This is a genomic window from Microbacterium amylolyticum (assembly GCF_011046975.1).
In the GTDB taxonomy this organism is placed as follows: domain Bacteria; phylum Actinomycetota; class Actinomycetes; order Actinomycetales; family Microbacteriaceae; genus Microbacterium; species Microbacterium amylolyticum.
In genome coordinates this window covers 1,396,808-1,409,641 of the sequence record NZ_CP049253.1, presented here as the reverse complement: position 1 = coordinate 1,409,641, position 12,834 = coordinate 1,396,808, and the positions used below count along the sequence as shown (strand labels likewise).

The window sequence follows — 12,834 nt, the reverse complement described above, 5'->3', positions numbered from 1 at the left end:
TCATATCAGTACATAAGATAATGGTGTGGTGATACGATCGCAGGAGAAAGTCCGTTTTTGCTACCGTGAGCGGCGGAAACCATCGCGGAGGCCCCGGAACCCTGACTTCAATTTTACGAGGCGTGCTTGCGGTTCCTTGAGTGGGCGGAGGGAGAGCTTCAGGGTTTCTTTTAGGCCCCGCCCTAGAAGCAGGTTCCAGCGAGATGTCCATGGTGCAGCCACCAACATTCGGTTGCGTTGCATGTGATAATAGTACACGGCACTTTTCCCAGAACGATCACCAGAACCTCCGACGGCATGCCAAATATGCGCATCAAGATCTACAGCGAGCCGCAACCCTGCAGCGGCTGCACGTCGAGAGAAATCTGCGTCTTCCCAGTACAGAAAAAGATCTTCACGAAATCCTCCCATTTGGTCAAAGACGCGGGATCGCATCATCGGCGCGGCTCCCGTGAGGAAATCGGCGGGCGTTAGGCCCGTCAAGCCATCCAGTCGTTCTCCAAAATGAACGTGCTTTGTGCGGCCCTCTGACTCGATAATCGAACCGCCGCCAAACCATACGACCGGTTGAGCCCGCGAACCAGTGAGGATCAATGGGGATACGATATCCGCATCACCGTCAACGATGCGACCGGCAAGAGACGAAAGTGCGTCCGAATTGACTTCGGCGTCAGGATTCACGATCCAGACGAGATCTTCTGGGGTGCTTCCTAGCGCCGCGAATCCGCGGTTCACTCCTGCTCCGAAGCCAATATTCTCTTCGAGTGGCGTAAATGCTGCCTCGATCGGGGATTGGCGTATCACCTCTTCGATAGCTAGTCTTTCATGTGCGGTCGAATAATTATCGACCACGCTCACTCTGTCGATACCGGCAAGCGCCAGTGAATTAAGGCAAGCGCGAACATAGTCTGAGCTTTGGTAGTTTACGACGACTGCCTGAACTTTCATAGTTCTCCTGCGTTCCTTCGGCTTGAGCGGCGTGACGCCGACGAGAGAATCTAACTCACAATTCTAACCTCGATCTTTCGTCGGTCTCTTGAGTGTGGCCGGTTGGGCGTCGGTGCGCCCGCTTGGGCCTGATTCTGGCATGAGGGTGCGACAGAGCGCCGCGTGGCGCTGCGGGGCGGTTCTCCGGGCCCTCGGGTCGTGATGGTCAGCAAGGTCGGCGGTGTCAGCCGCTGGGTGCGGGGAGTGCGCGGATCCGGCGGATCGCTGTGAGGGCGATCTTTGCCCAGCGTGACCGGTTCGAGAGGTGCAGGATCGTGCGCCTCCCGTGGTGGGCGAGGGTCGCGGGGATTGTGAAGAGGCGGTGCCGGAGTCGTTTGGGTTCCCAGCGTCGGGCTTCGTGTCCGGGGTGAGCGAGGAGGCCTGTCCAGGCGGTGATCTCGCTGGCGAGGGCGACGACCTGGGTCCAGATCCGGTTCTGAGCGAATCCGTGGAGGGGGAGGTTGCGGAGGCCTTGGTCTTTCGTGTTGCGGATGCGGTCCTCGCAGCGTGCGCGGCGCCGGTGGCGGAGCTCAAGCTGTTGCAGCTGGCCCCGCTTGCTGTTGGTCGCGAATGCGGTGAGCCGGTAACCGTCGACGTCGTCGAAGCGGAGTTGCGCACCGGGGTGCGGACGTTCCCGCCGGACGATGACCCGCATCCCGGCGGGCCAGCCGGTCATGTCGAGTAGCCCGGTCAGCTCCGCGACGGCGGCCCCGTCACGGACGTCGCCGTCGGCGTCGAGCGCGGCCTCCCAGGCTTTGTGGTCGGTGATGAGTTTGTAGAGCTCGGGGGTATGGAACGGGAGGGTGTAACCGACCGAGTACGACAGGCGCTGTTTCGTCAGCCAGGACAGGAAGTCCTTTGTCCCGCCGGCACCATCGGCGCGGATCAGGACGCTCTTCCCGGGACGCGGGCTCCCGTCCGGGAGCTGCGCGAGCGCCGCCTTCGTGACGGCGATGTGGTCGGCCGCGGTGTTCGAGCCCGCATTCCCCGGGCGGAGCTTCACGGCCAGCATTTCCCCGGAACCTGCGGGGCCGTGGTCGGCGAACGCGATCAGCGGGTGGAACCCGAACCCGCGTTTGAAGGTCGCCGCGGCCTGCTCCTTCTCCGAGTGCGCGGTCAGCAGCGTAGCGTCCAGATCGATCACCAACGGCGCATCCGCGCTGATGCCGGCCTGGGGTGCGTGTCCGCCGGCCAGGGCCCACGCCTGCTCGCGCGCCGCTTGCCGGGCGGTGTCAATCGCGGCGAGCACCCGGTCAGCATCCGCGGCCAACGCGGTGACAGTGCGGGACACCGTCGGATCCGACGCGACCAGCCCGTAAACACCCGGCTCGGCACGAACGGTCGCGATATCAGAGAGCGCGTCACCGCCGAGAGCGAGCGTGACCGCGAGATCAAGCAGTACTTTCGCCGGGTCATGCGTCGACAGCGGCTTCCGCCACGGCCCAAGGCTCTCCGACAGGATCCGGTCCAGGCCCGTCGCGCGGATCGTTTCGGTCAGCAACACCCCGCCCGCATGACCGGCCGCGGACACCGCCGCAGTATCAACATGGGCGCGGGGATAGGCTCCGGTATTCTTCACCTTGAAGGTGCTTCTCGAACTGGACGAACAAGTGCTCTAGACAAGTCTTATTCTTCCAGATCAGGGGCACTTTTCACGTCCAGGACACGAGCTCAGAGCGCTTCAACGATGAAAGCCCGAGGGTAGGGAGATCGCAAATAGAGATATCTCGTATTACTTCCACTTCTTTGTGCTAATGCTGGGAAAGCTGGGCGCGCGGAAGAGCCATTTTATTGGCGGTATATTCTGGAAGTATGCAAGCCCGGTGCAGGCGCTCAAAGCAAGGAAAAATAGCGCGATGGAGATGGTGTCAGGGCGAGCGTCGCTCCAGAGCGTGAATAGTGTCCAAGCTCCGTAAATGATTGGAAAATGAGCGACGTAGAACACAAGGGACGAACGCCCGATAAAACGAAACGGGATTGTCCAGCTACGGCCATTCACTCGTGATGCAAGATATATCGCGACGGCGATTCCGCAAATACTAAATGGTGCGCCCCATGTCTCATACTGCGTATCGACTCGTGTCGCGAGTGTTCCAAATGCAACTGCAACCAGACCCGCCCCGCCTATCACCCATCCGCCGCGCAAAATTGCGTCCAATAGCTTGGCATGAGTCGCAACGAGTGCCCCGCTAAAAAAGAATATGGCGAAGTATGCGAAGCGTTCTGGGTGCCCTTCGGGTAGTGCGAGAGCCATGATCGCAAAGAATGTGGGCGGGCACCAGGCAGGAAAATACCTCATGAAAGGGGCTATGGAGTAGTAAACTCCGATGAAGAAGAGAAACCACAAGTATCCAGTTGCGATCCAATTTTGAGGATTCGTAATCGGACCGGCCGGGATATGTTGAACCATGTGGATTCCTGACCAAATAAGGTAAGGCCACAAGACTAACTGGTATTTTCCCCAATAGTATCGTGTCAGCGGCTTTTCCAATGAGCGTGGCACGAGAAGCCCCGACAGAAACATGAGGGTAGGCATGCGGTATGGCAGGAGGAAGTCGTTCACCGTCCGCAACCAGTCAGGCATCGGGCTCCCGAGCATAGAAGGGATTCCCGGGGCGTGCCAAGCGATGACCAACACAATCGCGACCCCACGGAGGAAGTCCATCCACTGCATGCGTTCAGTTGAGGTAGGCACGACCACGGATCTTACCTTGGCATCGGATCGGCTCGTCACAGCTCTCGCTCTGTCGGGAGTAGCTTCGCAGGTGGATGGCCGTAGGATGGGTCATCAGTGGCGCGGTTTCTCACGTCACTTTTCCGGGAGGGGAGAGGCGACGTTGCGAGTTCTTGTTCTTTGGGCGGATAGCCGTTCGGCGAATCTTGGTGTGCAGGTGCTGGCGTATGGCATGAAGGAGCTAGCGCGTCGGGCGTGGGGTAGCGACGTCCAAGTGGATTTTCAGGACTATGGCCGTGGTGACTCGGATGTCGCCTTTGGGAATCGAGCGATTGTAGCCGACTTGGGGAAGCGGCGGGGGGATCTGAAAGTGAAGCTTTCATCGTATGATCTCATTATTGACTCAGGGGCAGGCGATAGTTTCGCAGATATTTATGGTGCCCAGCGTCTTTTGTGGATGGCGAACGCCAACAGATTAGCCGCGTCCTTGAACGTTCCAGTAGTGCTTGGGCCGCAAACAATCGGTCCGTTCAATACCTGGTGGGGCAAGGCGATCGGTCGCTATGTAATGCAGCGCGCGAACCAGGTGCACTCGCGAGACCGCGCAAGTAGTGACTACGTTTCAGAATTGCTTGGTCGCCGTCCTGATGTGTCATCCACTGATGTTGTTTTTGCGCTCCCAGTTCCAAATGTCTCCGAGAAGCGGGATGTCTTGCTCAACGTCTCTGGGCTGCTCTGGCAAGAGAACCATCACGTTGACTACGAGAAGTACCGGCGCGTGATACGCGAGATAATCGCTGAAATGACGCGAAACGGTCGGACGGTGTCTCTACTCTCCCATGTGATTGAGAGCGAGAGCCCTGACAATGACGTTCCAGTTTGTCGCGCGTTGGCGGATGAGCTCAATCTGGAGGCACTCGTTCCCGTTGATGTAACTGAAGCAAGGCGGATGGTTGCGTCGGCCGAGTTGGTTATCGGATCGCGAATGCACGCATGTTTGAATGCCCTGTCCGTGGGGACAAGGTCGCTTCCTCTGGCCTATTCGCGCAAGTTCGCGCCATTAATGAATGATATTGGATGGTCGCACGTCCATGACCTACGCGACGAGGATTTGACCGTCGAACGAATCGTTGCAGAGGCGGAAGAGCTGCTGCGCGGTGAATATGACGATGAACTCGATGCGCTGAGAGCGAATGCTGAGTCGAGGCTGTCCGATTCCATTGAAGCTTTGAAGAAGATCTCGCTTACCGCATGAGTTGGTTTCGCCGCGCGCTTGGAAGTATCGCCGAAGATAGCCCCTCCTTGCTTGCCTTCGCCCGGATCTTCTCAGCAGGATTGGCGCTAGTCTCTGCGCCGATCGTTGCGCGCGCAATTGGCCCTGCGGGACGGGGGGAGACGGCCGCTGTCATCGCGATCTTTCACATTGTTCCCGTCGTTTTGGCTTTCGGTGTTCCGCTAGCCGTTCGTCGCCGGGCGGCTATGCCAGCTGGCGCCCGCATCGTGGCATCCGCGCGAATCATCGCATTGCTCGGATTTGTCGGAGCCATTCCGATATCCGTCACGCTGCATCTTACGATGTTTTCAACTTTTCAGCCGCTGGCCGCGCTCGTGGCAACGATGAGTGTACTTTTGGCGCCCGTCGTCGTGAGTTGGACCTGCGACGTCAGTGTACTCGTAGCGCAGTCGAGATACCGCGCCATCGCGTTGATTCAGCTCACGCCCCCAGTCTCTTACCTTGTGGTGGTGCTCGCGTTATGGTTATCGGATAGCGCTTCCACAGGGACGGTTCTGATTGCCTACGTGTGTGGGCATGTGCTGGCATGCATTGTAGGCCTGTGTCTTGTGCGCGCTTCTTGGCAGGGTGCTTGGCGGGAGATTCCGAGCCTTGCGCGTGAGGGATTGCGTTTCTCTGGTTCTTCTCTCGCAGAGACAGCGACTAACCGGATGGATCAGGCCATTGCTTTGCCACTGATCGGAGCGACGCAGGCTGGCTACTATGCTGTAGCCACGACGATTGTGACAATTCCGCTTGCTTTCGGACAGGCACTTGGTGCGGCCTACTTCACGCCGATCGTCCGAGCGGAAGCTGGGGAGCCGCGCCGTAAACTCCAGCAACAAGCGACGCGTTCAGCAATCGCGCTTGCGCTTGTTTGCTTCCCGTTGCTTTGCCTTGCGACACCTGTTGTGGTGCCGCTGCTGTTTGGCCCGAGCTTTGCGAATGCCGTACCGGTAGTGTGGGTAGCCTCAATAGGAGGATTCGCAATGACGAGCGGGTACGTGATCTCGATGGCACTCGCAGCTGAAGGACGTGGCGGGCGCATGTCCATATCGCAAACGGTCGCGCTTGTCGTTTCAGTCGGATCGTTGATTGTTCTGGGACCGATTCTCGGTGCGGTTGGCGCGGCGCTTGCTTCAACAATGGGCTATTTTGTCATGATGTTGATGCTCAGCGGAGGGCTCAAAGCCCCATTTCGTGCGTTTGTGCCAATGCCGAACGATCTCCAAGAAGCTATCAAGCGCTTAGTAAAGCGAGGCTGATCTGCCCAACGCTAGCGGTCTGCGCTTCGGCCCCGAACACGTGACTTGACTGAACGTAGAAACGTGCCGGCAGCCGTTCTGAGATTTAGGACTGCTCGCTTGGTGAAGTGAGGGGCGAGACTGTAGCCAGGGTAGTGCGGTACACGATAGCCAGCGAGGCGGCGGCCGAGGAGGCGTCCTGCTAGCGTCCGTCGTCGTTTTACCTGGAGCGGCTGCACAGCGATGAGGTCATCGAGGGTGACCTCTTCCACGATAATCACCCCAGCTTCGGCAGCCCGGCGGATAACGTCATCACCCCGGTGAGTCCTCGCGATTGCCACGGACTCACCGTCCCCTTCCGAAAATAGTGGATAACCAGCGCTATCAGTCTCCCAGAAATCTCCGACGGCGATGTCTGATGCTTCGCCAGTGCCGTCGACGCACAATTTGCATCGCATTTGAAGGTCGCGCCCGAGATGCGCCCCCCAGGACTCGGCGTACGAAAGGGACTCTTCGCGGCCGTCAGGATCTATTGCCGTGAAGTAACCTGGCCATCCGCCGCCCCTATAACGCATTGACATGAGATTGTTCGTCTCAAGTCCAAGCTTGCGCACAAGCGAGTCTGTTGCGTGTTGGCTAGGGGTCCCAGCGCAAAAGAACGAGAGCATCAGAGGGGCGGAGCCCTGGCTTTCGGATGTAATCGCGCGTGCGGCAGCGATTTCACATGGCTTTCCGACCAGTGCGTTCTCGGAACTGAGGGACGTTCCCTCAAGAGCGGCGACAGGAGCATATCTTGAACCTGCCGCGGACAGCGCTTCTTGACGAGTCGTAATTCTCACCGAAACTGACCGATTCGGTGCGCAGGTGCTCGCGGCAACGGCTTGCGTGGATGTTACCTGGCCGGTATCAGCGAGCCATGCCGTCAACGCAGTGAGGACACCTCCACTGCTTCCTTGCTCGCGGACCTCAGGATCACTTGCCCAAGCGCGCCACACTGAGATATAGCGTCCGAAAATTTCATGATGGCTCCCGCCTTCCTCGACTACTGGCGCGCTTACGCGTCTTCCTGGACATACACGATTGAACTGCTTGATCGTGTCGCGGCTACTCTTCGTGTGGCCATTTTCGGCGACTGGTCGGAGAAAACCATCAGCACTTTCTCTCATCGATATTCCATCGGCTAGCAAGGTGCAGGCGCCGCATCCGGTGCAGGACCCAGATGTGACAACTCGATCAATAGACCGTGCGAGGGAAGACTTGTGTGGCATCGTGGTGAGGCTCCGGTCGACGGGGGCTTTTGCCTTTTGGTTGGCATCGGCAGTGGTCGGTCCGACTGTAGCCGTAAGAGGCTCCGACGGGCGTGAGGAACGAACTGGTGACAGGTTCGGCTTAGGCCGCGAGTGTGAGCGGCTCGGCTAGCTTGGCTTCGAACTCGATGGGAGTCAACCCGCCGAGGGTGTCCTGGGCGCGCTGGCGGTGGTACTTCCGCTCGATCCAGACGACGATCGCGAGACGCAGCTCCTGCCGTGTTGTCCAGCGCTGCTGGTTGAGCACGTTGGTCTGCAGGAGCGACCAGAACGACTCCATGGCCGCGTTGTCCCCGGCGGCGCCGACACGGCCCATCGATCCGACCATGTCGTGGCGGCGTAGCTCGCGGGCCATGGCACGACTGCGGAACGGGCTACCCCTGTCGGCGTGCAGGATGCACCCGGCGATCTCACCGCGGCGGGCGACGGCGTTGCGGACGGCATCGACGGCGAGCTTCGCGGTCATCCGGTCGCTGATCGAGTACCCCACGATCCGGTTGGAGCGGACATCCTTGATCGCGCAACAGTAGAGCTTGCCTTCGCTCGTCCAATGCTCCGTGATATCCGTGAGCCAGAGCCGATTCGGCGCGTCTGCGCGGAACACTCGTTGCACGTGATCGTCGAACACGGGCGGGCCGGCGTTCTTACCCTTCCCGCGCCGTCGGCGCTGCGCGGACGAGAGAATCCCGGCCTGCGAGCACAGCTTCCACGCCGTCCACCGACTCATCCGCCACCCCGCCCGCCGCGCTTCGTCGGCGAGGTATCGATAGCCGAACGTCGGGTCGTCGTGGTGCGCGTCGTGCAGCGCGTTGATCCGATACGCGCGGAGCACATCGGCATCCCGCACCGGGTCGTTTCGCCAGCGATAGTAGGGCTGGCGGGCGAGCTTGAGGACCCGGCACGACACCGTCACGGGGATCCCCGCGTCGGCGAGCTCAGCAACGAGCGGGTACGTCATTTTGGGGAGCCACCGAGTTTCAGGTTCGCCTGCGACAGATACGCCGCCGCGCGCCGGAGCACCTCGTTCTCCTGCTCGAGCAGCCGGATTCGCTTCTTCAGCTCACGGGTCTCAGCCGCGTCCGCGGCGGTCTGGCCAGGACGGTTGCCTTCCTCGACGTCAGCTTGGCGGAGCCAGTTCTGCAACGTTGCTTCGCTGATACCGAAGTCAGTGGCGATCTGCTTGATGGTGACGCCGCTCTCACGGCTACGAGCGACCGCGACAACGTCCTCGCGGAACTCTCTGGGATAGGGACCGGGCATGATGACATCCTCCCCGCCAGCGCCTCCCGGCACTAACGATCAGTTGTCACCGATTCGTTCCTCACGCCCCAAGATCGCTGCTCGAGGCCGGAGGCTTCAGGCCCGCGCTACACCCTCGTTCGTGAAGAGCCAGTATGGTGAGACGCGGCGAATTGCGTGTGCTTGATCAGCGTGCTTGATCGTTCGTGATCTTCGCAGGCGTTGACCACGCCAGATGCCCGAAGCGCCGCATGACCAGTGTTCCCGTGAGCACCCCGACGCCGAAGAGACTATGAACGAGACCCGCATAACGAAGACGGCGTACTCATCCCGTGAGGTCGTACGCTCGACCTATCGTCCTGAGATCGAAGGCCTCCGCACCGTGGCGTTCATGCTCGTCGCGGTCTTCCACATCTGGTTCAACCGCGTATCCGGTGGCGTGGACGTATTCTTTACGATCGCCGGCTTCCTCGTCACGGCGACGCTCCTCAGCCAGACGCGGCGATTCGGACATGTGCGAGCGAGAACGTTCTTCGGCCGCCTCGCCATGCGCTTGCTTCCGCAGGCAGCAGTCGTTCTTGGCGCTGTACTCGTTCTGACCATCGTCGTCCGGCCGTACGCATCGTGGCGTGACGGGTTTCTTCAGATCCTCGCGTCGGCTTCGTACTGGGAGAACTGGTTCCTCGCTTTCAACTCCGTGGACTATCTCGCTGTTGACACGACGAGATCGCCCGTCCAGCATTTCTGGGCGATGTCGATCCAAGGTCAGTTCTACGTGATCTGGTTTGTCCTGTTCCTCCTCGTCGCGTTCATCGTGCGTCGGTCCGGAACGAGCACGAAACGCGCAGCGGTTGTCGCTGTCGCCGCCCTTATTGTGGTGTCGTTCGTCTGGTCCGTGCTGCAGACCGGATCCGACCAACAGTTCGCGTATTTCAGTACCTTGACGCGGGTATGGGAGTTCGGGCTAGGCTCTTTGCTCGCCTTAACCATCGATAAAGTCAAGCTCCCCGCGCAGGTCGCGGCAGTACTTTCATGGATCGCGCTCATCGCAGTGGTAACTGTCGGAGCGGTGCTTCCTGTCGCTGATCTTTTCCCGGGGTACGTCGCTCTGATTCCCGTGGTCGCGGCCTGCCTGATAATTGTGACGGGGCAGCAGGAGGCCAAGTGGGGGGGCAAGTAGCCTTCTATCCTCAAAGCCCCTGGTATGGCTTGGTGGCCTGGGCTACGGCGTGTACCTATGGCATTGGCCGATCCTAATCTTCGCGCTGGAAGTTCGCGATATGTCAGAAGCGGGTTGGAAGACTGGTCTTGCAGTGATCGGCGGAGCGCTTTCTCTGGCTTTCCTGACAAAAAAGCTCGTTGAAGACCCTATATTGCGCGCGCGAGCTTCATCGCGACCGCGGAACCGCCGGCTCGCCCTGGCACTCTCCGTCACTGCGGCAATTGGAGTCAGCTGCGTCAGCGCGGCTGGGGTCATTGCCGTTGAACATCGCGCCGAAGTTGACCGTGTTGCCATCCTTGCAGCGATGTCGAGTGATTGTTTCGGAGCCCGTTCGCTCGCTGTTGACGCAGAGTGCGACGGCGAGCTTGAGGAAACAGCGGTTTTTCCTTCTTCGCCGTACGACGACGTGTCTCCGCTGTTCGATGCAGAATGCTCGACCGGAATGACGGGCACTGAGATCAAGCAGTGCGTATGGGGAGACCCAAGCTCCGAGACACGTATCGCACTGATCGGTAATTCGCACGCCGCAGTATGGATGCCTGCGTACGCAGAAATTGCTGACCGATACGGTTGGCGGCTCGATACCTATTTCAAGCACTCGTGCACGTTCAACAACGCGTCTCGTACGCAGTCTGATGACACCTGGCGTACGACCTGCGATGAGTGGGTCTCGGACCTGACTGCTTTCCTCGCCGAAGAGGAAGCGTACGAGTACGTCCTCACGTCTGCGATCGCCCAGAACCGAGCGTTTCGCGATCCTGACACTGGTGCGGAGAGCTTCAACGCGGGCGTTCAGGGATATGAGTCAGCGTGGCAACCACTCATCGACCGAGGCGCAACGATTCTTGCGATTCGCGACTACCCCCGCACCACGCTAGAGCTCATCGGTTGCGGCGTGAAGACGCCGCATACCCCGTGCAGTCGTTCAGTCGAGGAAGCAACCGTTGATTTCGAGAATGAGGTGCTGGCAGTCGCTGCCGATCGAGTGCAGGGGGCGGAGGTCGTAGACATGTCGAACTGGTTCTGTGCCGACGGTGCTTGCCCCGTGGTGATCGGAAATGTCCATGTCTATAGGGACGCCGGGCACTTCACGGAGACATTTGGCCGTTCGCTGTCGGAGCCACTGCTTCATGAACTGAAGGAACAAGCCGGATTCCCAGACCCGCAATGATTGTGCCGAACCGGCGGGACGCGCTGAGCCGTTGCGCGCGGCCCGGGCTATGAACGGGAAGGTGCCACTGGGGTAGACTTCACTGTGCCGAGAGGCTGTGGGGATGCGGAGAGGCGACGGGTGACAACCGAGATCACGAGGCCAGCCGAGCAGTCAGGCTCGGAGGTGGCAGCAACAGTGACGGCTGCGCGCGCGCGGGCAGCGTCGGGTGAGTTGCCGTCAATTGTCCGAACCGCCAGTGGCAAGGTTCCCGTGGTCGCCGCGGGGAAGCCTGCATCATTCGACTGGCGAGCGCGATACGCCGGATACCTGCGCATCACCGATTCCCTGATCGTTCTCGCGGCCGTTTTCGGCTCGCAGATCGGCTGGCTCGGTTTCCACACCGACCTCGCCATGCCCGCTGCGTTTCGGGCCTGGCCCATTCTGACGTCCTACACCCTGCTGTCAGTTCTGCTGGTGGGGGCGTGGCTGATCGGCCTCGCGCTGAACGACACCCGCTCCGATCGCGTGATCGGCGTCGGATCCGACGAGTATCGCCGCATTTTCGATACCAGCGTGATGCTGTTTGGCATCATCGCGATCTTCGGCTTCGCCTTCCGAGTCGAAATTGCGCGCGGATATCTGTTGATCGCGCTCCCCGCCGGGCTTGGGGGCCTGGTGCTCGCTAGATACTTCTGGCGAATCTGGTTGCGTAAACAGCGCCGTAAGGGTCAGTACTCTGCTCGCGTTCTGCTGGTGGGCTCGGAAGCCTCGGTCAAGCACATCTCTAACGAACTCAAACGCACCAAGGCATCCGGCTATGTCGTGGCGGGTGCCTGCATCCCCAGCGGACGCGTTGCCGGCGAACTCAGCGGTTCTGACATCCCCGTGATGGGCAGCGTGAATTCGGTGGAACGCGCCATCGAGGTCACCGGCGCCGACACGGTGGTCATCACCAGCACCGATGAGCTCGGGCCGCAGCGCGTGAAGCAGATTTCGTGGTCGCTGGAGGCCGGCAAACAGCACCTGGTGCTCGCCCCCAACCTGACTGACATCGCCGGCCCGCGCATTCACACCCGCCCCGTTTCGGGCTTGCCGCTGATGCACGTGGAAACCCCGCGGTTCTCGGCCGGTCAGCGCTTCGTCAAGCGGATGATGGACCTCTTCGGCTCCTTCTTCATCATCGCCGTGCTCAGCCCCGTCCTGATCGTGATCGCGGCGCTCGTGAAGTTCACGTCGAGGGGCCCGGTGATCTACAAGCAGACCCGCATCGGCCGTCATGGGCGCGAGTTCCAGATGCTGAAGTTCCGCTCGATGAAGGTGGGCGCAGACGCCGAACTGGCCTCGCTGCTGGACGCCCAGGACTACGGCAACAAGGTGCAGTTCAAGATGAAGGACGACCCGCGCGTGACGGGCATTGGCCGGATCCTGCGCAAATACAGCCTGGACGAGCTGCCCCAGCTGTTCAACGTGCTCGGCGGCTCGATGTCGCTCGTGGGCCCCCGCCCGCCGATCCTGCGCGAGGTCGAGCTGTACGACGACCACGTACACCGCCGCTTCCTGGTGAAGCCCGGCATGACGGGGCTGTGGCAGGTATCCGGGCGCAACACCCTCTCGTGGGACGACAGCGTGCGCCTGGACCTCTCGTACGTCGAGAACTGGTCCGTGATGGGCGACATCGTCATCCTCTTCAAGACCTTCAAGGCAGCGCTGATGCCCGGAGACACAACGGCATAGT

The 12,834-nt window shown here is 60.4% G+C and carries 10 protein-coding genes; 5 read left to right on the top strand and 5 right to left on the bottom strand.

Annotated elements, in window-relative coordinates:
• Nucleotides 1-60: 60 nt before the first annotated feature.
• The 3 genes from G6N81_RS06945 to G6N81_RS06935 form a co-directional block, all read right to left on the bottom strand.
• Nucleotides 61-948: a glycosyltransferase family 2 protein gene (locus G6N81_RS06945; protein WP_165134861.1), complete on the bottom strand. Its 888-nt coding sequence runs from the start codon at nt 946-948 to the stop codon at nt 61-63.
• Between the two features lie 223 nt (nt 949-1,171).
• Nucleotides 1,172-2,566 carry an IS1380 family transposase gene (locus G6N81_RS06940; protein ID WP_165134858.1) on the bottom strand — a complete coding sequence of 465 codons (1,395 nt, stop codon included), beginning with the start codon at nt 2,564-2,566 and terminating at the stop codon, nt 1,172-1,174.
• A gap of 153 nt (nt 2,567-2,719) precedes the next feature.
• On the bottom strand, nt 2,720-3,652 hold the full coding sequence (locus G6N81_RS06935; RefSeq protein ID WP_241245130.1) for an acyltransferase family protein: 933 nt from the start codon (nt 3,650-3,652) through the stop codon (nt 2,720-2,722).
• A 115-nt stretch (nt 3,653-3,767) separates the two neighbouring features.
• Here G6N81_RS06935 and G6N81_RS06930 point away from each other — a divergent pair, with 115 nt between their 5' ends.
• Together G6N81_RS06930 and G6N81_RS06925 are read left to right on the top strand one after the other, a co-directional pair.
• The gene (locus G6N81_RS06930) at nt 3,768-4,916 is read left to right on the top strand and encodes a polysaccharide pyruvyl transferase family protein (protein ID WP_165134852.1); all 1,149 of its coding nucleotides are present in this window, start codon (nt 3,768-3,770) and stop codon (nt 4,914-4,916) included.
• The gene (locus G6N81_RS06925; RefSeq protein WP_165134849.1) at nt 4,913-6,199 is read left to right on the top strand and encodes an oligosaccharide flippase family protein; all 1,287 of its coding nucleotides are present in this window, start codon (nt 4,913-4,915) and stop codon (nt 6,197-6,199) included. The genes G6N81_RS06930 and G6N81_RS06925 overlap by 4 nt, the downstream gene beginning before the upstream one ends.
• 11 nt (nt 6,200-6,210) lie before the next feature.
• Here the strand turns inward: G6N81_RS06925 and G6N81_RS12955 are convergent, their stop codons facing one another.
• On the bottom strand, nt 6,211-7,344 hold the full coding sequence (locus G6N81_RS12955; RefSeq protein ID WP_378732054.1) for a Coenzyme F420 hydrogenase/dehydrogenase, beta subunit C-terminal domain: 1,134 nt from the start codon (nt 7,342-7,344) through the stop codon (nt 6,211-6,213).
• Between the two features lie 223 nt (nt 7,345-7,567).
• A protein-coding gene (locus G6N81_RS06915; RefSeq protein ID WP_378731765.1) for an IS3 family transposase occupies nt 7,568-8,745 on the bottom strand; the annotation gives its coding sequence in 2 pieces (ribosomal slippage) (nt 7,568-8,476 and nt 8,479-8,745; 1,176 coding nt in all).
• 370 nt (nt 8,746-9,115) lie between these two features.
• On the opposite strand from G6N81_RS06915, the gene G6N81_RS06910 reads away from it, so the two are divergent.
• From G6N81_RS06910 to G6N81_RS06900, 3 genes are all read left to right on the top strand, one after another.
• Nucleotides 9,116-9,904 (top strand): acyltransferase family protein, encoded by a 789-nt coding sequence (locus tag G6N81_RS06910; RefSeq protein WP_165134844.1) that lies wholly within the window; start codon nt 9,116-9,118, stop codon nt 9,902-9,904.
• A 49-nt stretch (nt 9,905-9,953) separates the two neighbouring features.
• Nucleotides 9,954-11,117 (top strand): acyltransferase family protein, encoded by a 1,164-nt coding sequence (locus G6N81_RS06905; RefSeq protein ID WP_165134842.1) that lies wholly within the window; start codon nt 9,954-9,956, stop codon nt 11,115-11,117.
• Between the two features lie 120 nt (nt 11,118-11,237).
• Entirely contained in the window at nt 11,238-12,833 is a 1,596-nt protein-coding gene (locus tag G6N81_RS06900; RefSeq protein WP_241244902.1) for a sugar transferase, read from the top strand.
• The last annotated feature ends 1 nt before the right edge of the window (nt 12,834 follow it).